Annotated in this window: 28 protein-coding genes; 13 read left to right on the top strand and 15 right to left on the bottom strand. The window is 70.5% G+C overall.

Annotated features, from left to right (window positions below):
- Positions 1–288 precede the first annotated feature (288 nt).
- The gene (locus ACFY36_RS23475; protein ID WP_499748081.1) at positions 289–600 is read left to right on the top strand and encodes a hypothetical protein; all 312 of its coding nucleotides are present in this window, start codon (positions 289–291) and stop codon (positions 598–600) included.
- Here the strand turns inward: ACFY36_RS23475 and ACFY36_RS23470 are convergent.
- Entirely contained in the window at positions 588–1,376 is a 789-nt protein-coding gene (locus tag ACFY36_RS23470) for an isocitrate lyase/PEP mutase family protein (RefSeq protein ID WP_499748080.1), read from the bottom strand. The two genes, ACFY36_RS23475 and ACFY36_RS23470, sit on opposite strands and share 13 nt — an antisense overlap.
- Positions 1,377–1,447: 71 nt before the next feature.
- On the opposite strand from ACFY36_RS23470, the gene ACFY36_RS23465 reads away from it, so the two are divergent.
- Positions 1,448–2,350: an ArsR/SmtB family transcription factor gene (locus ACFY36_RS23465; RefSeq protein ID WP_499748079.1), complete on the top strand. Its 903-nt coding sequence runs from the start codon at positions 1,448–1,450 to the stop codon at positions 2,348–2,350.
- On the opposite strand, the gene ACFY36_RS23460 is transcribed toward ACFY36_RS23465, so the two are convergent.
- A complete protein-coding gene (locus ACFY36_RS23460; RefSeq protein ID WP_499748078.1) occupies positions 2,347–4,404 on the bottom strand; it encodes a serine/threonine-protein kinase in 2,058 nt (685 codons plus the stop codon). The two genes, ACFY36_RS23465 and ACFY36_RS23460, sit on opposite strands and share 4 nt — an antisense overlap.
- Positions 4,405–4,514: 110 nt before the next feature.
- On the opposite strand from ACFY36_RS23460, the gene ACFY36_RS23455 reads away from it, so the two are divergent.
- Positions 4,515–6,422 carry a CocE/NonD family hydrolase gene (locus ACFY36_RS23455; RefSeq protein ID WP_499748077.1) on the top strand — a complete coding sequence of 636 codons (1,908 nt, stop codon included), beginning with the start codon at positions 4,515–4,517 and terminating at the stop codon, positions 6,420–6,422.
- Here ACFY36_RS23455 and ACFY36_RS23450 read toward each other — a convergent pair.
- Positions 6,419–6,778 carry a nuclear transport factor 2 family protein gene (locus ACFY36_RS23450; RefSeq protein WP_499748076.1) on the bottom strand — a complete coding sequence of 120 codons (360 nt, stop codon included), beginning with the start codon at positions 6,776–6,778 and terminating at the stop codon, positions 6,419–6,421. The genes ACFY36_RS23455 and ACFY36_RS23450 overlap by 4 nt on opposite strands.
- Positions 6,779–6,787: 9 nt before the next feature.
- Positions 6,788–7,933, bottom strand: a complete 1,146-nt coding sequence (locus ACFY36_RS23445) for a serine hydrolase domain-containing protein (protein WP_499748075.1) — start codon at positions 7,931–7,933, stop codon at positions 6,788–6,790.
- Between the two features lie 47 nt (positions 7,934–7,980).
- Between ACFY36_RS23445 and ACFY36_RS23440 the strand changes: the two genes are divergently transcribed.
- The gene (locus ACFY36_RS23440) at positions 7,981–8,442 is read left to right on the top strand and encodes a hypothetical protein (RefSeq protein ID WP_499748074.1); all 462 of its coding nucleotides are present in this window, start codon (positions 7,981–7,983) and stop codon (positions 8,440–8,442) included.
- Here ACFY36_RS23440 and ACFY36_RS23435 read toward each other — a convergent pair.
- Positions 8,432–8,791 carry a winged helix-turn-helix transcriptional regulator gene (locus ACFY36_RS23435; RefSeq protein WP_499748073.1) on the bottom strand — a complete coding sequence of 120 codons (360 nt, stop codon included), beginning with the start codon at positions 8,789–8,791 and terminating at the stop codon, positions 8,432–8,434. The genes ACFY36_RS23440 and ACFY36_RS23435 overlap by 11 nt on opposite strands.
- 22 nt (positions 8,792–8,813) lie before the next feature.
- On the opposite strand from ACFY36_RS23435, the gene ACFY36_RS23430 reads away from it, so the two are divergent.
- The gene (locus ACFY36_RS23430) at positions 8,814–9,620 is read left to right on the top strand and encodes an alpha/beta hydrolase (protein WP_499748072.1); all 807 of its coding nucleotides are present in this window, start codon (positions 8,814–8,816) and stop codon (positions 9,618–9,620) included.
- On the opposite strand, the gene ACFY36_RS23425 is transcribed toward ACFY36_RS23430, so the two are convergent.
- Genes ACFY36_RS23425 through ACFY36_RS23415 form a run of 3 tightly spaced genes read right to left on the bottom strand, consistent with a single transcriptional unit; the run spans position 9,595 to position 12,285 of the window.
- Entirely contained in the window at positions 9,595–10,716 is a 1,122-nt protein-coding gene (locus ACFY36_RS23425) for an aminotransferase-like domain-containing protein (RefSeq protein WP_499748071.1), read from the bottom strand. The genes ACFY36_RS23430 and ACFY36_RS23425 overlap by 26 nt on opposite strands.
- Before the next feature lie 34 nt (positions 10,717–10,750).
- Positions 10,751–11,683 carry a nucleotidyl transferase AbiEii/AbiGii toxin family protein gene (locus tag ACFY36_RS23420; RefSeq protein WP_499748070.1) on the bottom strand — a complete coding sequence of 311 codons (933 nt, stop codon included), beginning with the start codon at positions 11,681–11,683 and terminating at the stop codon, positions 10,751–10,753.
- A complete protein-coding gene (locus ACFY36_RS23415; protein ID WP_499748069.1) occupies positions 11,680–12,285 on the bottom strand; it encodes a type IV toxin-antitoxin system AbiEi family antitoxin domain-containing protein in 606 nt (201 codons plus the stop codon). The genes ACFY36_RS23420 and ACFY36_RS23415 overlap by 4 nt, the downstream gene beginning before the upstream one ends.
- 141 nt (positions 12,286–12,426) lie before the next feature.
- Here ACFY36_RS23415 and ACFY36_RS23410 point away from each other — a divergent pair, with 141 nt between their 5' ends.
- Both ACFY36_RS23410 and ACFY36_RS23405 read left to right on the top strand, forming a co-directional pair.
- Positions 12,427–13,029, top strand: coding sequence for a TetR/AcrR family transcriptional regulator (locus tag ACFY36_RS23410; protein WP_499748068.1), 603 nt, complete (start codon positions 12,427–12,429; stop codon positions 13,027–13,029).
- Entirely contained in the window at positions 13,029–14,627 is a 1,599-nt protein-coding gene (locus ACFY36_RS23405) for an MDR family MFS transporter (RefSeq protein ID WP_499748067.1), read from the top strand. The genes ACFY36_RS23410 and ACFY36_RS23405 overlap by 1 nt, the downstream gene beginning before the upstream one ends.
- A gap of 7 nt (positions 14,628–14,634) precedes the next feature.
- Here ACFY36_RS23405 and ACFY36_RS23400 read toward each other — a convergent pair whose 3' ends face one another.
- Together ACFY36_RS23400 and ACFY36_RS23395 are read right to left on the bottom strand one after the other, a co-directional pair.
- Positions 14,635–14,964 carry a YnfA family protein gene (locus ACFY36_RS23400; RefSeq protein WP_499748066.1) on the bottom strand — a complete coding sequence of 110 codons (330 nt, stop codon included), beginning with the start codon at positions 14,962–14,964 and terminating at the stop codon, positions 14,635–14,637.
- A gap of 23 nt (positions 14,965–14,987) precedes the next feature.
- A complete protein-coding gene (locus ACFY36_RS23395) occupies positions 14,988–15,344 on the bottom strand; it encodes an STAS domain-containing protein (RefSeq protein WP_097318103.1) in 357 nt (118 codons plus the stop codon).
- 298 nt (positions 15,345–15,642) lie between these two features.
- Between ACFY36_RS23395 and ACFY36_RS23390 the strand changes: the two genes are divergently transcribed.
- Positions 15,643–16,641 (top strand): AraC family transcriptional regulator, encoded by a 999-nt coding sequence (locus ACFY36_RS23390; protein ID WP_499748065.1) that lies wholly within the window; start codon positions 15,643–15,645, stop codon positions 16,639–16,641.
- 6 nt (positions 16,642–16,647) lie between these two features.
- On the opposite strand, the gene ACFY36_RS23385 is transcribed toward ACFY36_RS23390, so the two are convergent.
- Complete coding sequence (locus ACFY36_RS23385) at positions 16,648–17,016, bottom strand: hypothetical protein (protein ID WP_499748064.1); 369 nt, start codon at positions 17,014–17,016, stop codon at positions 16,648–16,650.
- Positions 17,017–17,266: 250 nt separating this feature from the next.
- On the opposite strand from ACFY36_RS23385, the gene ACFY36_RS23380 reads away from it, so the two are divergent.
- The 3 genes from ACFY36_RS23380 (at position 17,267) to ACFY36_RS23370 (ending at position 19,391) form a co-directional block, all read left to right on the top strand.
- Positions 17,267–17,557, top strand: a complete 291-nt coding sequence (locus ACFY36_RS23380; protein ID WP_498692182.1) for a hypothetical protein — start codon at positions 17,267–17,269, stop codon at positions 17,555–17,557.
- A gap of 107 nt (positions 17,558–17,664) precedes the next feature.
- Positions 17,665–18,165, top strand: coding sequence for a SigE family RNA polymerase sigma factor (locus tag ACFY36_RS23375; protein ID WP_499748063.1), 501 nt, complete (start codon positions 17,665–17,667; stop codon positions 18,163–18,165).
- Complete coding sequence (locus ACFY36_RS23370) at positions 18,162–19,391, top strand: hypothetical protein (protein ID WP_499748062.1); 1,230 nt, start codon at positions 18,162–18,164, stop codon at positions 19,389–19,391. The genes ACFY36_RS23375 and ACFY36_RS23370 overlap by 4 nt, the downstream gene beginning before the upstream one ends.
- Here the strand turns inward: ACFY36_RS23370 and ACFY36_RS23365 are convergent.
- On the bottom strand, positions 19,372–20,277 hold the full coding sequence (locus ACFY36_RS23365; RefSeq protein WP_499748061.1) for a Gfo/Idh/MocA family protein: 906 nt from the start codon (positions 20,275–20,277) through the stop codon (positions 19,372–19,374). The genes ACFY36_RS23370 and ACFY36_RS23365 overlap by 20 nt on opposite strands.
- Positions 20,278–20,348: 71 nt before the next feature.
- Between ACFY36_RS23365 and ACFY36_RS23360 the strand changes: the two genes are divergently transcribed.
- Together ACFY36_RS23360 and ACFY36_RS23355 are read left to right on the top strand one after the other, a co-directional pair.
- The gene (locus ACFY36_RS23360) at positions 20,349–20,720 is read left to right on the top strand and encodes a hypothetical protein (RefSeq protein ID WP_499748060.1); all 372 of its coding nucleotides are present in this window, start codon (positions 20,349–20,351) and stop codon (positions 20,718–20,720) included.
- On the top strand, positions 20,710–21,126 hold the full coding sequence (locus ACFY36_RS23355; protein WP_499748059.1) for a hypothetical protein: 417 nt from the start codon (positions 20,710–20,712) through the stop codon (positions 21,124–21,126). The genes ACFY36_RS23360 and ACFY36_RS23355 overlap by 11 nt, the downstream gene beginning before the upstream one ends.
- Here ACFY36_RS23355 and ACFY36_RS23350 read toward each other — a convergent pair.
- Genes ACFY36_RS23350 through fabG form a run of 3 tightly spaced genes read right to left on the bottom strand, consistent with a single transcriptional unit; the run spans position 21,123 to position 23,800 of the window.
- Positions 21,123–22,586, bottom strand: coding sequence for a glutathionylspermidine synthase family protein (locus tag ACFY36_RS23350; protein ID WP_499748058.1), 1,464 nt, complete (start codon positions 22,584–22,586; stop codon positions 21,123–21,125). The genes ACFY36_RS23355 and ACFY36_RS23350 overlap by 4 nt on opposite strands.
- Before the next feature lie 2 nt (positions 22,587–22,588).
- On the bottom strand, positions 22,589–22,993 hold the full coding sequence (locus tag ACFY36_RS23345) for a hypothetical protein (RefSeq protein ID WP_499748057.1): 405 nt from the start codon (positions 22,991–22,993) through the stop codon (positions 22,589–22,591).
- 42 nt (positions 22,994–23,035) lie between these two features.
- A complete protein-coding gene (gene fabG / locus ACFY36_RS23340; RefSeq protein ID WP_097318094.1) occupies positions 23,036–23,800 on the bottom strand; it encodes a 3-oxoacyl-ACP reductase FabG in 765 nt (254 codons plus the stop codon).
- Positions 23,801–23,827 lie beyond the last annotated feature (27 nt).

The raw sequence follows: 23,827 nt of genomic DNA, 5'->3' as shown, positions 1-23,827 counted from the left end.
CGGGGGTGGCTGTCGCCGCGAGCGCCACGATGCAGGTGGCGGCAACGGCCGTCATACCAGCGGATGATGCGGAATCGGCGCGGGTTCGAGGTCTCGTCGGGCAGCGACATGCAAACCTCCGTGCATTCTCCATCGCCCGCGATGACGCCAGCACCCAGATCCTCTGATGTGGACGGTTGCCGCGAAGAGGTTCGGGATGGCGGGTGGGGTCGTGACGCGCGTGACAGCTTCGGTTATGGGGAGATGGCGCCGGGTACACGCAGCCCCGAGAGGGAAGGGGATAGCGATATGACCAGGGAGAACTTCAACACCGAGGCGGCTGAAGGGGAGCGCGACCGGAGGTTCCACGGTGGCCGCCCCGCGCACCTCGACGATGACGAGCTGGCTCGGCGGACTGAGGCTGAGCGAGCTGAAGCCGGCGTCACCGCGTACGACCGGGGGGACGTTCCGCCCGCGACCGACGACCCCGTGCCGTACGACCCGCAGGCCGACAGCGTCGAGCAGGACATCGAAAGTGTGACGGCTCGGCAGGAGGCGGAGGGCGAGAACGTGCCGCTCAGCAAGGACAACCCGTTCCCGCCCACCCGTTACGCGGAATAGCGCATCAAATCGTTGAGCTCGCCGTAGTCGTAGGACGCGGCGAGCTCCTCCGCGTACGTGCCCTGGCTCAGCGCCTGCTTCGTGACACGGCGGAACATGTCGTACGCCGCCTCGGCCGCCCATGAGCCCAGGCTGACCCGGGCCACGCCCAGCTTGGCCAGCTCGCCGACCGTGGGAGCGCCGGGGCCGGTCAGGATGCTCAGCGGGGCCGTGATCCGCTCGGCCAGCGCCGCCACTGTGGACGGGTCGACCACGCCGGGCACGAAGATGCCGTCGGCGCCCGCCTCGACCAGTGCCGCGGCCCGCGCCACCGTCTCGTCCAGGTCGCCCCGGCCTCGCAGGTAGGCGTCGAGCCGCGCGTTGATGAACAAGTCCTCGCCGGCGGCCCTCCGGGCGGCCGTGATCCGGGCCGCCTGCTCGTCGACGGTGCGGGTACCGTCCTCGATGTTCACGCCGGCCGCGCCCGCCTCGACCACCAGCCGGACTGTCTCCGCGACGTCCGCCGGCGTGGCGCCGAAGCCGGACTCGATGTCGGCCGTCACCGGCACGGAGACGGCGGCGACGACGCGGCGGATCAGGGCGATCGCGTCGTCGCGGCCGAGCGCGTCGCCGTCGGCGGCGCCCAGGCTCCAGGCGACACCGGCGCTGGTCGTGGCCACGGCCGGCGAACCCGCGGCGGCGGCGATCCGGGCGGTGGCCGCGTCCCAGGCGTTGACCAGGACGAGCGGGTTGCCGGGGGTGTGCAGGGAGCGGAGAAGAGCAGCTTTTTCGGTCACGGGAACGAGTCTTCGCGATGACCGGCCGGGGCCGTAAGGTTTGAGTCCCAGCTAAAACCACGGAGTCGGAATTGGTCTCCATCGCCCTGTCGGCGGTCTCGGCGACGCGTGTCCGTTTCGCCGTCTCCTGCTTGTGGGAGGTGCTCACCGGCGTACGGCGGAACAAAGATCTTGGTCTGCCGTCCCGGGGTCTGCTGGCCACCCTGGTGGCGCCGACCGGTGGGTACACGCCTGATTTTCTGACGCCGGCGCCGGCGGGACTCTCGCCCGATCTCGACCGCGAGTTGGCCGGGTTGCTGGAGACAGACCCTTCGGTTGTACGGGCGCAGACGGCGTTGATGGCGTCGCCCGTGCGCGCCCTCCACGATGATCCGGTCGGTGGTCTGGCCCGGCTGGCCGACGAGATCGCCGAATATTGGGCCACCGCTGTCCAGCCGGACTGGCCTCGAATGCGCGCCCTGCTCGACGCCGAGGTGCAGCGGCAGGCCCGGCGGCTGGCGTCCGAGGGCGTCGACGCCGTCCTCAACGACTTGCACCCGAGCGTCAGCTGGGCCGGCGGGGTCCTCCGGGTCGGCCAGCCGCACTGCCTGGCGCCGGACGTGCCCGCCGGCACCGGCCTGGTGCTGATCCCGTCCGTGTTCGTGTGGCCGACGGTCATGACCGTCTCGGCCGGCGAGGTCCCGCAGATCGCGTACCCGGCTCGCGGCGTGGCCACGCTGTGGGAACGGTCGTCCCAGCCGTCGGACGCGTTGAGCGCCGTGCTGGGCCGTGGGCGCGCGAGGATCCTCACCGAGCTGTCGACGCCGCTGTCCACGACCGAGCTGGCCCGCCGGACCGGCATCACAGCGGGTGGGGTGTCGCAACATCTGGGCACGCTCCGTGCCGCCGGGTTGGTCACCACGCACCGCCACGGGCGGGCCGTGCTGAACAGCCGCACCTCGGTGGCCGACGCGCTGGTGTCGGCCTCCCGTTAGAGAGGCAGCACCACCGGGGTGGGCTGGCCAGCGACGCAGGTCACGGTGATGCGGAACTTCTTGGCCGGCTTACCGGCTTCGACCTCGGTGTCGGCCGTGGCGAAGAGGATCCGCGCGGTGAACGCCGGCCCGGCCTCGACCTCCTTGGCCGTATATCCGGGGGCCGGTTCCCAACTGGTCAGCCGCGCTTTCCCCTGCTCGCAGACCGCGTAGACCGAGCCGCCGGCCGAGCCGATCCGCTTACCCTCGGGCGGAGCGGCCGACGACGACGGCGACGGGGCCTCGGCCGAGTCGCTGGGCGTGGGCGCCGCCGTGCCGGACGGCACGATCGGCATCGGGGATAGGCCCACGGACGGTTGCGGTCCACTGGAGACGGTCACACCGTGTCCGGCCGATGGGGTGACAGCGGGTGCGTGGGCGTCGCGGGTGGCGCGCACGGTCGGTGACCCCAGCCCCCGGCTCGCGGCCGGCCCGGGCGAGGTGGGCGCGGCGACGGCTTCCTGCCGCCGCTCACCCTCGTCGCCGCCGGACAGACCCCAGACCGCCAGCCCGGCAACGATCAAGGCCACTGCGGCGCCGCCCGCTAGGAGACGCTTGCGCGCTTTGGGCGGTACGCGCCGCAGCCCGCCCCCAACCGCACGCCCGCCCACCGGGCTGTCGCGCGGATGGACCCGGGTCACGGCGGCGGCGCTCCCCCGCTCATAAGCGACATGCTCATCACCACCGCGCCGGCCCGGCCCTCCCGCCGACGCCAGACGCCCGCCAGCGACGCCCTCGCCGCCCGAGCGGACGCCACCGCCCGAGCCCACGCCGCCGCCCGAGCCCACGCCGCCGCCTGAGCCCGCGCGCCCGCCACCCGTTGCCGCGCGCTCACCGCCATCGCGACCCGAGCCCGCGCGCCCGCCGTCCGATGCCGCGCGCTCACCGCCATCGCGACCCGAGCCCGCGCGCCCGCCGTCCGATGCCGCGCGCCCATGGCCCGAACCCGCGGCCCCACCGCCCGAAGCCGCGCGCCCATGGCCCGAACCCGTGGCCCCGCCGCCCGATGCCGCGCGCCCGCGGCCTGAACCCGCGCCCCCGCGGCCTGAACCCGCGCCCCCGCCGCCCGATGCCGCGCGGCCCGCAGTCCCGCCGCCGTAGCCTCCGCTTCCGGGCGTGGCCCTCGCTGGGCGCGCGTCGTCCTCCGGCAATGCCGGGCTCGGGATCCTTGTGGGTGTTTCGCGCGCTTCATCGCGTACAGCAAATGCTTCGTCCGCGTCGGCCAAGATGGCCGAGACCTCGCTCGCGGTCGGACGCTCCGTAGGGTCCTTGCGGAGACAGCGGGTAATCAGGTCGGCCACCGCGCCCGGCACCCCCGGCAGGTCCGGCAGCGGCGCCGGCTCCACGTGGACGTGTGCCCGCAACATCTGCGTCGTGCTCTCGACGCTCCACGGCGACTCGTGCGCCAGCAGCCGGTAGAGGAGCACCCCGAGGGCGTACACATCGGAGGCCGGCTCGACCGCCGCCCCCGAGAGACGTTCCGGAGCCAGGTACGCCGGCGTCCCCACCAGCATCTCCTCCGGCTCCAAGCCCACCGCCGCCGCGATGCCGAAGTCGACCACCTTGGCCCCGGCCGGGGTGACCATGATGTTCGCCATCTTGATGTCCCGGTGCACCAGTCCGTCCGCGTGCGCCGCGGCCAGGGCCGCCGCCACCTCGCCGCAGATGCGGAACACCTTGCGCGGCGGCAGCGGGCCGGACGCCACTCTCTGTTGAAGTGTGGGGCCGTTGATCAGCTCCATCACCACGTACGGCAACGGCGTTCCCGTCTCCGACGCCTCGCCGAAGTCGTAGACCTGGGCGATGTTGGGGTGGGAGAGGGTCGCCGCCGCGCGGGCCTCGTCGCGGATGCGGGCGCGCGACTGCGGGTCGCCCGCGAACGGGGCGGCCAGCACCTTCACCGCGACCCGGCGCCCGAGCACCTCGTCGCGGGCGCGCCACACCACCGCCATGCCGCCGCGGCCGAGCTCACCGAGCAATTTGTATCGGCCGCCGAGTGTTTCCCGAACCTCCACCGTGGCAGTGTGCCCGTCTCGCCGGAAAATCGCACATCCGAGACCCACTCGAATGGCATTCACATTCGCATTCGGATTATTGTTCTTGCCGGACCGGGGAGGAATTGATCATGGCTTTTCGTTTCGGGGACGCGGCGCTCGGCCGATTGTTGCGGGTCGCCCCGGCGGCCAACGACTACTCCGTGGCCGCCGTGCGCGTGCCCATGCGTGACGGTGTCGCTCTGGCCGCCGATCATTTCGCGCCGCGGGTCACCCACCCGAAAGGCACGGTGCTGATCCGTACCCCGTACGGTCGCGGATTTCCCTCCTCGGCCCTGGAGGGGCGGCTCTACGCGGCGCGCGGCTACCACGTGGTGATTCAGAGCGTGCGGGGCACTTTCGGCTCCGGCGGCTCTTTCCGCCCCATGGCACAGGAGGCCTCCGACGGCCAGGACACGGTCGCCTGGCTGCGGAAACAGCCGTGGTTCGACGGACGGCTGGCCACCATGGGCGCGTCCTATCTGGGCTGGGCGCAATGGGCGCTCATGCAGGATCCGCCGCCCGAGTTGCGGGCCGCGATCGTTCTGGTCGGTCCGCACGATTTCCGCGAGGCCGTCTTCGGAACGGGCGCCTTCACCGTCGGCGATTTCCTCGGCTGGAGCGACATGATCGCCCATCAGGAGGACGGCGGACTGCTTTCCCGTGTACGCAACGGCGCCTCCGCGCCGCGACGGCTCCGCCCCGCTTTGTCGGGTCTGCCGATGCCCGACGCGGCCGATCCGGTTCTGCGCGGCCGCGCGCCCTGGTATCGCGAATGGCTTTCACACCCCGACGGCGACGATCCGTGGTGGCAGCCCTATCGCGCCGGCGGCGCCCTCTCCACCGTTTCCACGCCGACGCTTCTGATCAGTGGTTGGCAAGATCTTTTCTTGACCCAAACCCTTTTCCAGTACGAATCCTTGCGCGCCCGCGGCGTCGATGTGGCCCTGACCGTCGGCCCGTGGACCCACCTCCAACTAGGCCTGCGGGGCGCCGGCGCCGTGGCCCGTGAGGGCCTGGCCTGGCTCGACCAGCATCTGGCGGGCGGCCCACCGGCCCGCCGGTCCCCGGTCCGCGTCTACCGCACCGGCGAACGCCGCTGGCACACGCTGCCCGCCTGGCCGCCGCCGGCCACCCCGGCGGTCTTCCAGCTCCACGCCTCGCGCCGGCTCACGCTCTCCGCGTCCCCCGCGATTGCTCCGCCGACCGCGCTTCCCACCATCGGCTCGGCAGCCGACGCGCCGACCTCCGCCGCCACCGGCCCCGCAGCCGACCCGACGACCTCCGCCGCCACCGGCCCCGCGTCCGGCCCGACGACCGCGCTCTCCCCGACCCATGCGGCCGCCGAGCCCGCTGCCCCCGCGACCACTGTCCCCCCAACCACCGAGCCCACGACTCCTGACGCCGGCCCCACGCCCGTCGCGACGGGCACCGAGCCGATCCCGGCGGTGCCCGTCGTCCGGGTCGGGCCCGAGGAAGGGACGGTGAGCTTCCGCTACGACCCGCGGCGGCCCACGCCGACCGTCGGCGGCCGCACGCTGACCGGCTCGATGGGCGTCAAGGACAACCGCAAGCTGGAGTCCCGGCCCGACGTGGTCATCTTCACCACCGATCCGCTGCCGACCGCCGTCGACGTGATCGGCTCACCCACGCTGGAGCTGGCCGTCGCGGTCGACCCGGCGCACGCCGACGTCTTCGTGCGCCTCTGCGACGTCGACGGCCACGGCCGTTCCCGCAACTTCTCCGACCATCTGCACCGCCTGGACCCGGCCGTCCCGGCCGGCCAGGTCCACCACCTCACGCTGGCACTGGACTCGTGCTTCCACCGCCTGCGCGCCGGCCACCGCCTCCGCCTGCAGATCTCCGGCGGCTCGTTCCCGCGCTATGCCCGAAACCCGGGCATGCCCGGCACGCCGGCCGAGTCCCGCACCCTGACCCCGTCGGTGCACACGATCCACTGTGCCGGCTCGCGGCTGCTGCTCCCGGTGGCCGCCGGCTAGCTCCGGGGGTGCTTCATCCACCACTCGGTGAACTGCCGGGCCTGCCCCAGGTTGTCCAGGCGCAGCACCCACAGGTTGCTGTAGACGTCGTTCGGATAGGTGGTGGTCGCCTCGATCATGGCCAGCTCCTCGGTGACCAGCAGCGGATGCCACTCGAAGGTCGTGGAGCCGGGCTCGTCCTTGATCTCGAGCCACTTCTCGACGATCGTGTCTCGGCCCAGCCACGGCTTGGCGTAGGGCTCGGTGAAGTACGCCGCGTCCTCGGCGAACAGATCGCCGATGTGGCGCGGATCGTTCGTCTCCCAGGCCTTGCGATAGTTGCCGACCCACGCCGTCACCGCGTCGAGACTGGTCATCGCGCCTCCCTATGGACGGATGCTGTACGCCAGTTTGCCGAACTCGCCGATCGTCCCGTTCCACAGCAGGTCCGAGACCTGGCTCAACACGATCAACGTGATGCCCTCGTGAGGGTCGTTGAACCATGTCGTGCCCAGCCCGCCGGACCATCCGTACCGCCCCGGCCCGGAGACCTCGTCCGCCTTGACCGTGACGGCCAGACCGTAGCCCCATCCACTGCCTTCGAGGAAGAAGGAACCCGACTCGATCTGTGCCGGCGTGAGGTGGTTGGTGGTGATCGCGGCGACCGACTGTTCCGACAGCAGGCGCGTGCCGCCCCGTACGCCCTTGTTCATCAGCAGCCGGGCGAAGGCCAGGAAGTCGTCGGCGGTGGAGATCAGGCCGCCCGACCCGGACGGGAACGCCGGCGGCCGGCTCCAGTCGCCCAGCTCCTGGACCTCGCCGTTCTCGTACTGCGTCGGCAACTCCGCCGCGAGCGGCAGCGGCGCCGAGAAACCGGTGTTCCGCATGCCGAGCGGCTCGAAGATCCGCTCGCGCAGCAGGTCGCCCAGCGGCTTTCCGGCGGCCCGGGCGAGCAGCACGCTCAGCACGAGGGTGCCCGCGTTGTAGTGCCACTGGTGACCCGGCTGGGTGATCAGCGGAAGCGAGCCGAACCGCTTGATCCACTCGTCCGGCTCGTGCGGGATGCGCGGGAACATCCCGAGCATCTGGAGGTCGAGATCCTGCCAGGCCCGGACGATCGGCCACGGCGGGTCGACCTGCTCGCCGTCGATGATCGCGCCGAAGCCGAGGGTGAAGGTCAGCAGATCCTCCACGGTGACCGGCCGCTCGGCCTCGACCGTCTCGTCCAGCGGCCCGCCGGGCCGGGCGAGCACCCGCTGCCCGGCCAGCTCGGGCAGGAACTTGGCGACCGGCTCCTCGAGGTCGAGCACGTCGTCCTCGGCCAGCATCAGGGTGGCCACGGCCATCACCGGCTTGGTCATCGAGGCGATCCGGAACGGCGTGTCGCGGCGCATCGGCACGTCACCGCCGAACGCGGTCACCCCGACCGCCTCGGCCAGCACGTTGTCGCCCCGCGCGACCAGTGCGACCAGCCCCGGGAAGTCACCGCGCTCGACCCGCGCGGCCATCGCTTGCTTCAGCTCAGATGCCATGAGGTCATCTTCCTTTTTTGTCGGAGGTTGTCGTTATGGTCCTCGTCATGGAACAGAACTGGCGGCATCTGCCGGCTCCCGCCCGGCCCATCGCCGCCGCGGCCTCCGAGGCGGTCGCCGCGGCCCAGGCGCGTGACGGCGACGCCCTCGACGCGGCCGTCGACCACCTGGCCGCGCTCGAGCACGGCCTCGTCCTCGGCACCGCCACTCGTCTCCTGCTCGAGGACGCTCATCCCGACGGCCTCGACGGCGACGCCGTCCGCGACGTTCTGGAGCGCACCGTCCGGTCGGCCGTCCCGTGGCAGCCCGACGTCGATCCCCACGTCATCCTGCTCCTGTTGGCGGGCGCTCTCGGCGTACTGGAAGAAGATGACACCCCACCACCGAAACCGGACGTCCTGGCCCGCCATGCCGCTCTGCTCCTGGCCGAGCTGCTGAAAGGCCGCGGGACCAAGGCGGTGTTCACCGCGGCCCTGGCCGAGATCGAGCGGGCCCAGCTCAACGATTGACCGAGGCCCATTCGCAGATCGCGGCCAGCGGCTCCTCGAGCGTGAGCCCGAGCGCCGTGAGCTCATATTCGACGTGCTGGGGCGCGGCCTCCTTGAGGACCCGCCGTTCGACCAGCCCGTCCGCCTCCATGCCGCGCAGCGTCTCGGTCAGCATCTTCTGGGTGATCCCGGGCACCCGCCGCCGCAACTCGGCCGGCCGGCGCGGCCCCGCCAGCAGCGAATAGATCAGCAGCACCCGCCACTTCGCGGCCAGGCGCTCCAGCGCCTGCCGGGTCACGCAGCTCTCCTCGAGCACGTCCGGCACCACGGCCTGATGGGCACCCGGAAGTGCCTTCTGTCGATCTGCCACGCCCGAAGCCTAGTGTCACGGCGTGACCGAACGAGTGACCATCCGTAGCGAGGGCCTGGCCCTGGCCGGCGTCCTGCGCCGCGCCGGCTCCGACCGCGCGATCGTCCTGACCGGACCCTTCACGGGGGTGAAGGAGCAGGTGACCGGCCTGTACGCGGAACGGCTGACCGCCGCCGGCTTCACCACCCTGGCCTTCGACCACCGGGGCTTCGGCGAGAGCGAGGGCCGCCCCCACCACGAGGACAGCCAGGGCAAACTCGCCGACCTGCGCGCGGCCGTCTCCCTGCTGGCGGCCGACCACCGGGTCGCCCTGGTCGGCATCTGCCTGGGCGGCGGCTACGCCATGCGGGCCGCCGCCACCGATCCCCGGGTCAGCGCGGTGGTCGGCATCGCCGGCGCCTACAACAGTCCGGCCTGGTTCGCGTCCCGGATGGGTCTGCCGTCCTACCGAGCGGCCCTGGCCGACATGATCGACCGTTACGACGACCTCCTGCCCGCCGTCTCGGAGACCGGCGAGGCCGCCATGCCCGGCGAGGAACCCTGGTCCTACTACTCGGCCCATCCGGACAACTGGACGAATCGGGTGACCCGCGGCTCCCTGCACAGCCTGATGACTTTGGACGTTCTGGGCGTACGCCCTCTGCTCCCACCCAGCCTCGTCATCCATGGCCGCAAGGACGACTACTGCTCACCCGACCTGGCCACCGCCATGGCCGCCGACAAGACCGTGTGGCTCGACACGGATCGTCACGTCGATCTGTACGACGCCGAGCCGTACGTCACCCAGGCCGTAACCGAGACCGTCAGCTTCCTGTCATCGCACCCTTGAGGCGACGGGCGGCTTCGGCCAGGCCGGCCGGCGGCAGATGCGAGAAACTCAGCCGTACGAATCCAGCCCCACCCCGCCCGCCCACATGAAACCGGGTCCCCGGCACGAACGACGTCCCACACCGCTCGGCCTCCACCAGCAGATCCTCCGCGTGCACCCCGGGCGGCGTGGGCAGCCACAGAAACCAGCCACCGTCCGGCGCCGCGACCCCTCCCAGTCCGGCGGCCAGCGCGTCCCGCTGCTCCGCATACCGTTCCCGGATCGTCGACAGGTGCCGGTCGTACGCACCACTCGCACCGAAGACCGCCATGGTCAGCGCGACCGAGTGGTTCACACCGCCACCACTGTCCACATAACCCAGATCGGCCAGCCGCGCCACGACCGCGGGCGCCGCATTGATCCACCCGAGCCGCAGCCCCGGCGCCACCACCTTGGAAAAGGACCCGAGCCGCACCACACCGGCTCCCCCGGCGATCCGCCACAGAGAGGGCGGCGGCGCACCGGCGTACGAAAGCTCCCGATAGGTGTCGTCCTCGACGATCGTGAGATCGTGCCGCAGCGCGAGCTCCACCAAGACCCGCCGCCGCTCGTCCGGAAGGCTGCGCCCGGTCGGATTGGCGAAGGTGGGCACCAGATAAAGCAGCGGCACCCGCCGCCCGGCCTCCCGCAGTTCCCGCAGCCGCCCGGCCAGCGCCTCCGGCCGAACCCCGTCCGCGTCGGCCGGCGCCGGCACGAGCTCGAGCCCTCGGTCGGCCAGCACCCGCAACGCCAGGTGATAGGTCGGCGCGTCGACCAGGGCCACATCCCCCGGCCGGGTCAGCACCTCGGCCACCAGCGCCAGCCCATGAGAGGCCCCAGCCGTGACAAAGGTTTCCGCGGCCGTCCCCGCGTCGTCCCGCCCCGCCAGCCAGTCGATCAGCGGGCCCGGCCCCACTCCCCGCCCATAGGCAAGCTGCCGCCACCCGAACTCCCGCGCCGCCGCGGCCCCCGCCACGGCCCACTCGGCAACGGGCAAGAGGTCAGGAAGCGGATGACCCCATCCCAGGTCGAGGATCCCCTCACGATGCACGAACTGAAGCAGCCGCTCACCATCCACAACCGGCACCGTAGCCGCGCGGTCGGTCTCTCGCTCAGCCGCTCGCAGATTCTCGTCTGACGGGCTGTGGCGCCCCGGCCCAGACGAGGTGGGCCGAGTCCCAGGTCTGGCCCGCAGCCTCCCCCCGGAGAACAGGGTCGGCGAATCTGCCGATCTCATCGATAAGGAGACCGAAGTCGTTGGGAAACTGGTCAGCGAGGCGCTGTTTGCGAAGCCACAGGGCCCAGCGCCGTTGAGCACGGGTTGCGTAGTCGCCCAACGCGTCGCCCAACGAGGTGAGCCGCGCTCCACGGTGGACGGCCACCTGCCCAACCGCGGATGTCAGTTCATCTCCGTCAGCGTCGTGGCGCCGCGAGAGTGCGTAGATGTCGGCGAAGTCGCGCCAGCGTGTGTTCGCCGCTCCGCGTTGGATCGCGGTGACCAGCTTCTCGGCATGCACCATAGCGAGCGGATAGCCGACGACATGCAGGTTTCCGTCAAGCAGTCGTGGCAACGTCACCGTCCGAGGCGCCGGCCAGATCGGATCGCCGACGTTGATGTCGACGTGGAAAGTCAGGTAGGCCGCCGCGAGCTGGCCGGTGATCGTGACTCGCACTCCGCTGTACTCGTCCTGATCGCGGATGACTTCCGCGATGGCGGCGTCGGCGTGCAGCACCAGCCCGTCATTGACGAACCTGTTCGCGATCGCTCGCACGATCGCGAGGACCTGCTCTGTGTCGTTCGAGAGTCGCTGACCCTGAAAGTCGACATCGCGGGTGGGCCGGCGCACATCGAGAGCTGCCAGCAGCACTCCGCCTTTGAGGACCAGGCGATCAGCGTGGGGAGACTCGACCAGCCGAGCAAGGAAGCCCTCCAACGCATAGATCTGGTGTAGCTCGTCGGTGGGTCGCCTGGTTCGGCGAGCGAGGTTCTGAAGATCGAGATAAGCGCGGCCCGCGACGGTGGCTCGGGTAGGGCGATCGTTCACAACAGGATCTCCAAGGCCTCGCGCAGCGATCGTTCAGCGTGCGGGAAGTGTCGGGCCATGGCGAGCAGTTCCGCCGGCGACGATCCGCGCTGTTTGAGCCAGCGTTTCAGTGCGCCGTAGGCGAGCTCCGAGCCCTCTCGGTGGCGCATACGAGCGGCGTCGATGATGCTCCGCGGCGCGTCGTAGAGGCCGATGAATGTCTGGTCGTCGATTTTCTGCGTTCCCCGTCCGATCTCGAACGTCTCCGGATCGAAGAGGTGCCAGGTCACCGGGGCTTGGAGTACGGGACGGTACGTGCCGCGCGGAAGGGCGACGTCGACAGTCGAGGGGATCTCGTCGGTCAGCCCGTGGCGGGCCAATGCGCTGACCAGGCACAGCGTGGCCCGAGGCGCCCGTCTGACGATGCCTGACAGGTCCGCATCGGCAAGTGTGCCGATATCGGTACGGCGAAAGAGGCCACGGCCGAGGACTTCGATGACTCCGTCGTCTCTCAGTCGATAGAGCCGGCGCTCGGAAAGCCCACTTCGACGCGCCTCCGAGTAAGTAAAAGTGTCAGGAAGTCCTCGGAGGGTGTCGTCATCCGGAGCGCCCGTCTCGGCCACGGAGGAAACTCTACACACATCCCACCGGCCTGTAACTATTTTCCGTCGGCAGTGTCACGGCTCCCGAAGCCCAGCGAGACCCACATCACTGCACAGACTAAAAGTTTGCAGGGACTGCAAGTTCACGCCTAGCCTCTCGCTGTGCTCAATCGCCGGGACCGCAAGAAGCAGCAGACCAGGTCTGCCCTGATGAGCGCTGCCCTGCGCCTGGCCGACGAGCGCGGTCTCGACCACGTGACCGTCGAGGAGATCAGTGAGGCGGCCGATGTGTCGCCGCGGACGTTCTTCAACTACTTCGCCACCAAGGACGACGCCATCATCGGGGAGCAGATCGCCGATGGGCCCTCCGTGTGCGACCGGCTTCTCGCCACGCCGGCCGAAGTGCCGCTGATTCCGGCCCTTCTGGCCGCCCTCACGCCGGAGATCGAGCAGTTTCAGGCCGACCGCGAGCTGTGGCTGCTCCGGATGCGGGTCATCAAGAACAACCCGGCTCTGCTGCCGATCCTCGTCTCGCGCGGCGCCGTCGCCGAGCAGGAGTCGGCCGGTGCCGTCGCGACCCGGCTCGGCCTGCCCGCCGATGACTTCTTTCCGCTGCTCGCGGCCACACTGACCGGCACCGCCGTGCGCGCCGCGATGATGCGCTGGGCCGACACCGACGGCGCGAGCGACCTCCTCGAACTCGTCCGCGAGGCCTTCGGCGTCCTGGCCGAGGGCCTGAACCCCCAGAAACAGAAAGGCGACTGATGACAGTCACCAGCCCGTCCGACAAGCCGGATCCGGGCGTCCAGGAAGACAGCGGCGCCGCCGGCGGGCGGATGTCGCGCGGCGAGGTCGTGCAGGCCCTCTCCGGTCTCATGCTCGGCATGTTCGTGGCGATCCTCGCCTCGACCGTCGTCTCCAACGCTCTGCCCCGGATCATCGCCGACCTCGGCGGCAGCCAGTCCGTCTACACCTGGATCGTCACCACCGAGCTGCTGGCGATGACCGCCACCGTCCCGCTCTGGGGCAAGCTCGCCGACCTCTACAGCAAGAAGCTGCTGGTCCAGCTCTCGCTGCTGCTTTTCGTAGCCGGCTCACTGATCGCCGGCTTCACCCCGGACGTGGGCGTGCTGATCGTCAGCCGGGCCGTGCAGGGCATCGGCGCCGGCGGCATGACCGCGCTCGCCACCATCGTGATGGCCTCGATCATCCCGCCGCGTGAGCTCGGCCGGTACTCGGGCATCTTCGGCGCCGTCTTCGGTGTCGCCACCATCGCCGGCCCGCTGATCGGCGGCGTCATGGTGGACACGTCGTGGCTGGGCTGGCGCTGGTGCTTCTTCATCGGTGTGCCGTTCTCGATCGCCGCGATCATCCTGCTCCAGAAGACGCTGCACCTGCCGACGTCGCGCCGCGATGTGAAGATCGACTGGCTGGGGGCTCTGCTGATCACGGCCGGCGTGAGCACCCTGCTGATCTGGTCGACCCTGGCCGGTCAGCACTTCGACTGGGCGTCGTGGGAGACCGCCGTCTTCGTCGTGGGCGGTGTGGTGCTGCTGGCCCTGGCCGTGTGGGCCGAGTCGAAGGCGCCCGAGCCGGTGGTGCCGCTGCGCATCTTCCGCAACCGCACGGTCACCCTGACCATCGTGGCCAGCGTGCTCGTCGGCGTGGCCATGTTCGGTGGCACCGTCTTCCTGTCGCAGTACTTCCAGGTCGCGCTGGGTAAGTCCCCGACGGTCGCCGGTCTCATGAGCCTGCCGATGATTTTCGGTCTTCTGGTCTCCTCGACGGTCGCCGGAGCGCTCATCACGAAATTCGGCAAGTGGAAGATGTACCTGGTCGTGGGCGCCATCGTGATGACGATCGGCATGCTGCTGCTGAGCACCATCGACGCGCACACGAGCGTCCTGATGCTCTCGGTGCACATGGCGGTGCTCGGCGTCGGTGTCGGCATGCTCATGCAGAACCTGGTGCTGGCCGCCCAGAACGACGTGCCGGCGGCCGAACTGGGCGCGGCCACCTCGGCGCTGACCTTCTTCCGCAGCATGGGCGGCGCGATCGGCGTGAGCGCGCTCGGCGCCGTCCTGGCCAGCCGGGTGACGTCGCTGTTCGCCGAGAAGTTCGGCCCGGCGGCCACGTCCGGCGGCTCCGCCGAGGTGCCCGACGTCAGCACGCTGCCGCCGCAGGTGCTGTCGGTGGTCAAGGACATCTACGGCACCGCCACGTCCGACCTGTTCCTGGTGGCGGCCCCGATCGCGTTCCTCGCGATCATCGCGGTCGTCTTCATCAAGGAGAAGCCGCTGTCCACGCTCAGCGGTGACGAGCGCCGCGCCCAGGAGGAGGCGGCCGCCCTCTCCCTGCACTGACGCGCCCTTACCGGGGTGGGTACATGATGATGCCCACCCCGGCCAGGCACACGGCAGCGCCGATGATGTCGTAGCGGTCGGGACGGAAGCCGTCCACCACCATCCCCCAGAGCAGCGAGCCGGCCACGAAGACGCCGCCGTACGCGGCGAGGATGCGCCCGAAGTTCGCGTCGGGCTGCAGGGTCGCCACGAAGCCGTACGCACCGAGCGCGATCACACCCGCACCGGCGAACAGCAGCCCCCGGTGCTCGCGGACGCCCTGCCAGACGAGCCAGGCGCCGCCGATCTCGGCGAGCGCGGCCAGCAGGAAGAGCGCGATCGAGCGCAGCACAGTCATGCGCTCGATCTAAACACCCAAGATCAGGAAGGCCGGAGACCCACCGACGTACGGGGTGAGGGCGGCTCGGCGCACCCCAGGAGCCCGACCAGGCCGGAGACCCAGAGCTGCCGGTAGACCGTGGGGCTCGGGTGGCTGACCACCAGCTTGACCCCGCTGGCGGCGGCCGTGTGGAAGCAGGCGACCAGGATGCCGATGCCGATGCTGTCGATCAACATGACCCGCTGAAGGTCAAGACAGATCTTGCCCGGCGTGGAGCTGGTCAGCACGTCATTGACGGCGTCCCGCATCACGTGGGCGTTGTCCAGGTCGATCTCCCCGCTGGGCGCGATCTCAACGGTTCCATCGGCCAACTGGCGGGTGGTGATCGGCAGATACACGGCTGCCCTCTTCCTGGCGTCGAGCGGGGCCGACGCCGAATTGCCGCACGGAGGACGCACACCTCTGACCGAGGAGAAAACCGTGGTCTCGGTGTCGTCGGGCACCTCGCCCGGGTGCCGCTCTCCGACCGCGTTCCTACAACAATCCGCTGGTCTGCAAGTTACGCCACGTAGGCGCGGAACGCCAGAGTAGTTCATATGGCCTGAATGTGCTGGAACGGTCAGCGCGTGGCGGGAACGTTGACGTTCCACGTACCGGGGCCGAATACTCACCGTATGCGATGGAGCTCATCTCGGCATGGCTGAGGTCTTTCCGAGGTCCGCCCACGCGTCATCCGGGGCGGCGGACGTCGTCCATCTCAGCAGCGTGGACATCGATCAAGCACGGACGTTGCTAAATCGGTTCTACTACCCCGTGGCAGTCGGCATGCCCGAAGGCGCGGGAACTTTCGCGCTGGGGATGGAGCTGATCCAACTCGGTCCCCTGACCGTCGGCCAGCTCAGCTTCGCCACGGCCGTGACGCTGCTCGTGGCCGAGCTCGACGCCTATCACGTGAGCATGCCGACCAGCGGACGGCTGCACGCGCGGCACGCCGGTCACGAGATCGTCGCCACGCCGGCCAAGGGTGTGGTTTTCGGTCCCGGCAGCCCGGTCTACACCTCGCGGGAGGCCCACTCGGCCGAGCTGGCCGTCAAGATCGAGCGCAAGGCCCTGGAGGAGGAGCTGGCCGGCCTGCTGGGTCGCCCGATCGAGGGACCGATCGACCTGCCACCGGAGATCGACCTGTCGAGCGGGCCCGGTCACAGCTGGAGCCGGCTGGTGCGCCTGCTCCGCGACGAGCTCGAGTTCTCGCAGAGCCTGTTCTACCAGCCGATGATCGCCGAGCAGCTGCGCAGCGCCGTGCTGAGCGGCCTGCTGCTGAGCGTGCCGCACCGCTATCACCAGGAGCTGACCTCCCCGGCCGCGGCGGGCCCGCCGCGCGCCATCCGGCGCGTGGTGGAGGCGATACAGGGCGAGCCGGAGCGCCCGTTCACGGTCACCGATCTGGCCCGGATAGCCGGAATGAGCGTGCGCTCGCTCCAGGACGGATTCCGCCGCCACGTCGGCGTGGCCCCGATGGCCTATCTGCAACAGGTCCGGCTGGGCCGCGCCCGCGAGGCGCTGCGGATGGCCGACCCCTTACGGGTGACGGTCGCCGCCGTCGCCCATCGCTGGGGATTCGCCCATCTGGGACGTTTTGCCTCGGCGTACCGCAGCAAGTTCGGAGAGTCCCCGTCGGAGACCCTCCGGTCGTGACGCGAATTACTCGCCGGGATCGCTGCGGCGGGGCTGCGGGACCTCGTTGGGGGCGCGGCGAGGCGCCGCGGCCACCCCGAACAGGTGACCCCGCGACGGCGTCCACTCGCGCCAGGGACCCAGCCGGGGCGGCACCGAGACCAGCTCGCCGTCGCCCGCGCCGCGCTGTTCGCGCAGGTAGGCAACCACGCGGGAGGCGGCCTGGCCACCGTCCTCGGCCAGGGCGAGCAGCAGGCGGCGCGCGTCGTCGGACGAGGGATCGTCCGCGTCGAGGCCGGGTATGTCCGCCGCCGTCCGGCGCAGCAGGGCCGCAAGACCGGCCAGGGCCTGCATCACGTCACACGCGTCCCGCTCGGCATCGGACAGGCTGGTCACGTCGCGTTCCCCCTTACCGGGCCCGCCGGATCGGGACCCACCGGCGCAGTGCCCCCGCCGGCGGTCCTTTAACGGGCGCCAAGGCGAAAATGTATTCGGCCAACTACTAAGCGTCCATCCGTAACGCGCAGGCCCTGTCCAGTTAGCGCTCAGTTTGACCGGCGTCGGCATGATCGTCCGTTTCCGCCCCATGGTCGGAGAGTCGCGGAACGGGGTAAGAACACGATTGAGCACCCCTGGGGAGGACATCATGACCGACGAGATCCGCCAGCCGCTGGAGGAGACGCAGGAGGTCGCCGACGCCGTCGAGGACGACGTGGCGGTGGACGCGTTCATCACCGGAGGCGGCAAGGACTCCGACACTCCGGAATTCCTGGCCCCCGGCGAGGAGCCGGTGATCCGCACCGGCGCCGACCAGCCGTGGGACCCGGAGGACCTGGCCGAGGCCGAGGGCAAGGACCCGACGCCCGAGAACATCGAGAGGGCCCGTCAGGAGCTGGAGCGCGACGGCGCCGCCGCCATCGAGCGCACCGTTCCCTGACCCGCCACGGCGATGCCGGCGACCACGTGGTCGCCGGCATCGCCGTGCGAACCCGCTACAACCTCATCGGGCCCTTCCCCGTCTACTGGTGGACACAGGGAGCGGGGATGAATGACGAATCGGACGCGGGATATCTCGAGTACGTCCATGGGCGGATACCGGCTCTGCGGCGGATCGCCTTTCTGCTGAGCGGCGACAGCGACCAGGCCGATGACCTGGTCCAGGAGACCATCACCAAGCTGTACGCCAAATGGCCGCGCATCTCGCGGGTGGAGCATGTGGACAACTACGTGCACACCATGCTCGTGCGAGCCTTCCTCGACGAGAAGCGCCGTGGCTGGTGGCGGGTCAGCCTGCGCGGAGCGCCACCCGAACCGCCGCCCGCGCCGGGCGCGACCACCGAGGAGCGGACCGTGCTGCGCGCGGCGCTCCGCCGCGTGCCGCCCCGCCAGCAGGCCGTGCTGGTGCTGCGTTTCCTGTGTGACCAGTCGGTCGCCGACGTGGCCCGGATCCTCGACTGCTCCGAGGGCACGGTCAAGAGCCAGACGTCGCACGGGCTGACCGCCCTGCGCCGAATCCTCGGTGACCGCGTGGGAGGTGCCCGATGAGGGAAGAGGACTACAGCGCCCATCTGCTGCTGCGGCCGCTGGCCGACGATCAGCCCGGGCCCTCGAAGATCTCCGTGGTGAAGGCCATGCGGGACGGCCGCCGGAGGCGGAGCCGCCGCTGGTGGGCCGGCGGATCCGCCGTCGTGGCGGCCGTGGCCACGGCGTCGGCCGGCGGCGTGCTGGCCACCCAGCGGCCGCCCCGGCCGGTGCTGCCCCCCGACCCGCCGCTGCCCGCCGCGTGCGCTGTCGGCCAGCTGCCGATCGGTGAGCACCACAGCGCCGAACAGCCCGCCGGTGAGCCGTCCGGCACCTGGCTGGCCGCCGCGACGGAGCCGCCGACCGACGCCTCGGTGCCCGGAGGCAGAGACGCGTCGGGACGCCGGCCCGACGCGAAGAACTCCTTGCTGGTCTGGCGGGACGGCGTCCTGGTGGCCGATGTCCCGGCGCCGGGGGTGTCGTTCTCCGTGAGCGGCGTGAACAGCTCGGGCGCGGTCGCCGGGAACGCGAAGATGACGACGCCGTACGTCTACCGGGACGGCGCTTTCCACAAGCTCGCCGGTGGCGCGGGCCGGGCCGCGGCGATCAACGACGCCGGAGCCGTGGCCGGGATGCTCGGCGCTACCGGCCCGGACCAACGGCCGGTGCGATGGCCCTCGGCCGGCGCCGATCCCGTGACGCTGCCCGTTCCGGCGGGGGCGATACCCGACCTGGTGACGGTCACCGGCATCGCCGAGGACGGCAGCGTCATCGGCGCGATCGCCAACTTCGGCTATCTCTGGTCGCCCGACGGCACCGGCCGCTATCTCACGGCGCCGCCCGAGGGTGACGGCACGCGGTCGGCGGCGCCGCGGGTGGACGCCTCGCCACCGTTGGGCACCGCGTTCACGCCGATGGTCTTCCGCAACGGCTGGATCTACGGCTCACGGGGCGCCCTGTCGTACAGCACGCTGCGCTATCACCCCGAGACGGGCACGTGGCAGAGGCTCAGCGACCAGTGGATGGGTCCGCAACTGGGCGACCGCTATCCGCTCGGCGACCCGGATCCGCGGGTCCTCGTGGGCCGCGCCGTCCTGGACCTGCCGCTTCCCTCAGGAGGCCGGCCGGGCCGGGACAGGTACTTCGCCAGCACCGTCAGCGACGACGCCTCGGTCATCGCCGGAAAAGTGGAGGGCGCGCCGGGCGACACCAGCACGCCCACCCAGCCGATCATCTGGCGCTGTCGATAGCGACCGTACGACCGGTGGTGACCGCCTCCCGCGCCGCGGCCAGGACGGCGGTCACCTGGGCGCCGAAGCGGACGTCGAGCTCGACCGCCGGTCCGCCCCCGGCGGCGGCGATGAGCTGGTCGATGCCGTGCTTCAGGGCGTCGACCGGCGACCACGGGGCCGACGGCACCGTGCGTACCCCGGCCTGGCCGGAGAAGACCGCCTCCTCGCGCTCGGCCGCCTCGGGCGCGTCCAGCGACAGCGTCAGCGTGCTGATCGCCCCGCCCGCGTGGCGGGCCATCAGGTGGGTCATGTCGGGGTCGCCGGTCATCGCGGCCACCTCGGTGACCGGGCCGAGCACGCCGACGGCCAGCGCCAGCGCGTGCGGGCCGACGTCCCACAGGCCGCCGCTCTCCTGACGCCACGGCGACGCGCCGAACGGGTTGTCCGGCGTGAAGATGCGGCCGAGGTGGACGATCCGGCCCTCGACCCAGCCGCCGGTGGCGACCGCGTCGGCCACGAACCGCTCGATCTCCGGCATCAGCCGGCGGGTGAAGAAGACCAACGAGGCGAGGTTGTTCTCCTCCACGGCGGCGACGATGGAAGCAGACTCGGCCACCGTGAAAGCGACCGGCTTGTCGAGCACCAGATGCTTGCCGGCCTGGGCGGCGCGCAGCGCCAGGGGCGCCTGCACGTCCGGCGGCAGGGCGATGGCCACCGCGTCGACGTCGGCGATCAGGTCGTCCATTTCGGCGTACGCCTTCGCGCCGTGCGAAGCGGCGAGTGAGGCCGCCTTGTCGGGATTGCGCCCCCACACCCCCACGAAGTCGACATCGGGGTGTGCGGCGAGCGCCGGCGCGTGCGCCAGGTGTGCCCAAGGTCCCGTACCGAAAAGTCCGAAGCGCATCGGAAGTCGCCTGCCTCTCTCATGGTCCAGCCGCAAGCTACCAGGCGTCCTTCGATCAGTAGTCTGTGCCGGTGAACGGTCCCCTGTCGGTGGCGACGATCATCGCCGCTCTTGTCCTGGCGGCGTGGTTCCTGCTGCGCGCGGCGCTGAACCGCCCGCCCAGCAACGTCGACCTCTGGGCCACGCTCGCGCTCAGCGCGCTGGTCGCCGTGCTGGTCGTGGTGGCCGTGATCGGCCTGTTCGACGGCTCACGCCCGAGCGACACGCCCACCTTCCTGGGCTACCTGATCACCACTGTCGCCTTCGGGCCGGTCGCGTTCTATCTGGCCCGGCTCGAGCCGACGCGGTGGGGCAGTCTCATCCTCGGCGTCGCCTGTCTGGTGCTGCCTGTTCTCGTGCTGCGCCTGCAGCAGATCGCGGAGGTGACCACCAGTGTCTCCTGAGACCCCCACGCGCCCCAAGGACGCCGCCCTGGGCACCGGCCTCGGCCGGGTGCTTCTTCTGGTGTACGGCATCTTCGCGCTCTCGGCCAGCGCCCGCGCGCTGGTCCAGATCTCCACCCACTTCAGCGAGGCCCCGCTGGCCTATCTGCTGTCCGCGTTCGCCGGCCTGGTCTACATCTCGGCCACCGTGGGCCTGGCCGTCGGCGGCGCCCCGGGCCGACTGATCGCACTGGTCAGCTGCAGCATCGAGCTGATCGGCGTGCTCGCGGTCGGCACCCTGAGCATCGCCGACGCCGGTGACTTCCCGGACGACACCGTCTGGTCGAACTTCGGCAGCGGCTACGGCTACGTCCCGCTGGTGCTGCCGTTCATCGGCCTCTGGTGGATCTGGCGCCACCGCCCCTAGAGGGACGACTCGATGGTGTGCGGCACGAAGTAGCAGCGATCCTTCGTGACCAGGCCGTCGTCGCCGAGCCCTTCGCGAATGCCCATGCCGGCCGGCTCCCCGTCGATCAGCCAGGAGCCGATCACGGGGTGGACCGTGCCTTCAAGGCTCTCGAACGACGGCAACTCGCACAGCTGCTGCACCACGTAACGGCCGTCCACGCCGTACTCCGAAGGGTTTTCGCTGATCGTGGCCCCGTCCCGGACGAGCGTGACCGACCCGCCCTCCCGGCCCCACACGGGTTTCTTGGCGTAGCTGGTCAGCGTCTTGGCCTTGGAGGAGTCGGCGAAGTAGGCCGGAAGCAGGTATTTCGAACGCTCCGGATCGTCGCCGAACAGCTTCCACAGCACCGGCAGGATCGCCTTGTTGCCGAGCAGGGCGGCCGTGTACGGCGGTTCGATCCAGACCGTGCCGTGCTTGGTCGGGTCGGCCATGTTGCGGAAGAAGGCCTTGCCGCCCTCCTCGGTCCAGAACCACTCCCACGGATAGAGCATGAAGACGATGTCGATCGGCTCGGCCTTGTGCTCCTGGCCCGGCTTGGGCACGAAGACCACCCGGTCGCCGGCCACGTCCCAGCCGATCTGGCTCATCGCGATCAGCTCGACCGGATATCCGGCCTCCTCGGCCGTCGCCATCAGATAGGCGACGTTCATCCGGTCCTCGCCGGAGGTCTCGGACGTCTCGTAGGCGAAGAAGATCTTCGGCTTCTCCGGCAGCCACGTGCGGGCCTCGCGGAGCTTGTCGATGTTGCGGCGCCAGGCGCCGGGGTCGCCCGGCTCCCCCGGGCTGGCGGGCCAGCCGACGAGGCGGTCGTGGATCGAGTTCCACTGGCGCCACTCGTGCTGGGTGACGCCGGTCTGGTCCATCCAGTGCCACTGGATGACGGCGCTCTCGACCAGCGCGGTCGGCGTCTGCGCGTTGAACTCGAGCAGCTTGGGCGTGCTGCCGGCCCCGTTGTACCAGAGGTCGAACCGTCCGTAGACGCTCGGCGAGTAGTCCGGCGTCTCCATCGGCAGGCGCATGTCGGGGTCTTTGTCGTAGTGCGTCCACGTCTCGGCGTCGCCGTCGAACCAGGTGCGGATGACCTGCTCATGGGCGAACTCGGGCACACCGATCTTGGCCATGAAGCACGTCTCGGGGTTGCAGACCGAGGTGAAGTAGCCGTCCTTGCGGCCCTGCACGGTGTGCCGCGGGCACTGGCGCACGATCCAGTCGCCGGCCTCGAGGCACATCGCGTGCAGGGTGGTGGTGGCCGTCTCGAGCTCTTCGATCTCGGCCGCCGTGAAGTCGTAGAACGGGCCCTCCTGCCAGTACGAGATCATCGTCCCGTCCGGCAGCTCGGTGTCGTTGTACGTCAGGCCGAGGCTGAAGTTGGTGAGCTGCCAGCCCTCGCGGACCGGCCCGTAGGGAACCCGTCGCACGCTCAGCCGCCCGACTTGCTGGACGAGGAGCCCCTGGCCGCGCCGCCCTTGCCGACCACGCTGGTCTTGACCGTGCCGTTGCCGATCTTGCCGGTGGCCGGCAGTCCGAACGACTGCCGGGCCGCCTTGTCGTTGTACGCGAACTTGTTGCCGCCCGCGGGCAGCCGGTAGCCGACCGGGTAGCCGGAACGGTAACCGGACGAGTACCAGATGAAGAACGGGAGCGCGCTGCCGCCGTACGAACGGTTGTCGTCGTCGTCGCAGTTGTCCTCGTCGACGACGACGCCGTTCGCGTCGGCGCAGTAGAACCCCGCGTCCTGGTAATCGTCGTCGTTGTCGCACGCCGCCGCGCCGCCCGCCGCCAGAAGCAGGAAGGTGCTCGTCAGCGAGACGCTGCGGGAAGCCATGCGTCGATTCATAGTTCCTTTGTAACGCCTCTCAGCAATGATCTACGCGCGCGGGCCCCCGGCGACGTAGATGACCTGGCCCGAGACGAACCCGGCACCCTCACTGACGAGGAAGGATACGGTGTTCGCGACGTCTTCGGGACGACCAGCCCGGCCAACGGGAATCTGCGCCACCGCGGCCTTCTCGAACTGGTCGAAATCGACGCCGACGCGGGCCGCGGTGGCGGCGGTCATGTCGGTGACGATGAAGCCCGGCGCAACCGCGTTGGCGGTGATGCCGAACCGGCCCAGCTCGATCGCGAGGGTCTTGGTGAAGCCCTGGAGCCCGGCCTTGGCCGCCGCGTAGTTGGCCTGGCCGCGGTTGCCGAGGGCGGAGGTGCTGGAAAGGCTGACGACACGGCCCCAGCCGGCGTCGACCATGTGCTTCTGCACGGCCCGGCTGAACAGGAAGGCGCCGCGCAGGTGGACCGCCATGACGGTCTCCCAGTCGTCGTCGGTCATCTTGAACAGCAGGTTGTCGCGGAGCACACCGGCGTTGTTGACCAGGATGGTGGGCGGGCCGAGCTCGGCCACCACCTTTTCGACGGCCGCGGTGACCTGGGCCGGGTCGGAGACGTCGGCGCCGACGGCGAGGGCGGTGCCGCCGGCGTCGTGGATGGCGGTCACCGTGTTGGCGCAGGCGCCCTCGTCGAGGTCGACGACGGCGACGGCCAGGCCGTCGGCGGCGAGCCGGCGGGCGGTCGCCTCGCCGATGCCGCGGGCGGCGCCGGTGACGATGGCGGTACGGGTGGGAGCGGACTGCGACATACGGCCTCCTCTATTTGCACTCGGAGT

This window comes from Actinoplanes sp. NPDC000266 (genome assembly GCF_042899005.1).
Taxonomy (GTDB): Bacteria; Actinomycetota; Actinomycetes; order Mycobacteriales; family Micromonosporaceae; genus Actinoplanes.
Note: the sequence above shows the minus strand (reverse complement) of the source record. Positions and strands in the feature narration are given on the sequence as shown.

Coding starts and splice junctions, on each gene's coding strand:
- ACFY36_RS23380 (WP_498692182.1), top strand. CDS start 17,267: ATGACCGACGAGATCCGCCAGCCGCTGGAGGAGACGCAGGAGGTCGCC.
- fabG (WP_097318094.1), bottom strand. CDS start 23,800: ATGTCGCAGTCCGCTCCCACCCGTACCGCCATCGTCACCGGCGCCGCC.
- ACFY36_RS23400 (WP_499748066.1), bottom strand. CDS start 14,964: ATGACTGTGCTGCGCTCGATCGCGCTCTTCCTGCTGGCCGCGCTCGCC.
- ACFY36_RS23475 (WP_499748081.1), top strand. CDS start 289: ATGACCAGGGAGAACTTCAACACCGAGGCGGCTGAAGGGGAGCGCGAC.
- ACFY36_RS23405 (WP_499748067.1), top strand. CDS start 13,029: ATGACAGTCACCAGCCCGTCCGACAAGCCGGATCCGGGCGTCCAGGAA.
- ACFY36_RS23455 (WP_499748077.1), top strand. CDS start 4,515: ATGGCTTTTCGTTTCGGGGACGCGGCGCTCGGCCGATTGTTGCGGGTC.
- ACFY36_RS23450 (WP_499748076.1), bottom strand. CDS start 6,778: ATGACCAGTCTCGACGCGGTGACGGCGTGGGTCGGCAACTATCGCAAG.
- ACFY36_RS23370 (WP_499748062.1), top strand. CDS start 18,162: ATGAGGGAAGAGGACTACAGCGCCCATCTGCTGCTGCGGCCGCTGGCC.
- ACFY36_RS23375 (WP_499748063.1), top strand. CDS start 17,665: ATGAATGACGAATCGGACGCGGGATATCTCGAGTACGTCCATGGGCGG.
- ACFY36_RS23390 (WP_499748065.1), top strand. CDS start 15,643: ATGGCTGAGGTCTTTCCGAGGTCCGCCCACGCGTCATCCGGGGCGGCG.
- ACFY36_RS23445 (WP_499748075.1), bottom strand. CDS start 7,933: ATGGCATCTGAGCTGAAGCAAGCGATGGCCGCGCGGGTCGAGCGCGGT.
- ACFY36_RS23440 (WP_499748074.1), top strand. CDS start 7,981: ATGGAACAGAACTGGCGGCATCTGCCGGCTCCCGCCCGGCCCATCGCC.
- ACFY36_RS23365 (WP_499748061.1), bottom strand. CDS start 20,277: ATGCGCTTCGGACTTTTCGGTACGGGACCTTGGGCACACCTGGCGCAC.
- ACFY36_RS23345 (WP_499748057.1), bottom strand. CDS start 22,993: ATGGCTTCCCGCAGCGTCTCGCTGACGAGCACCTTCCTGCTTCTGGCG.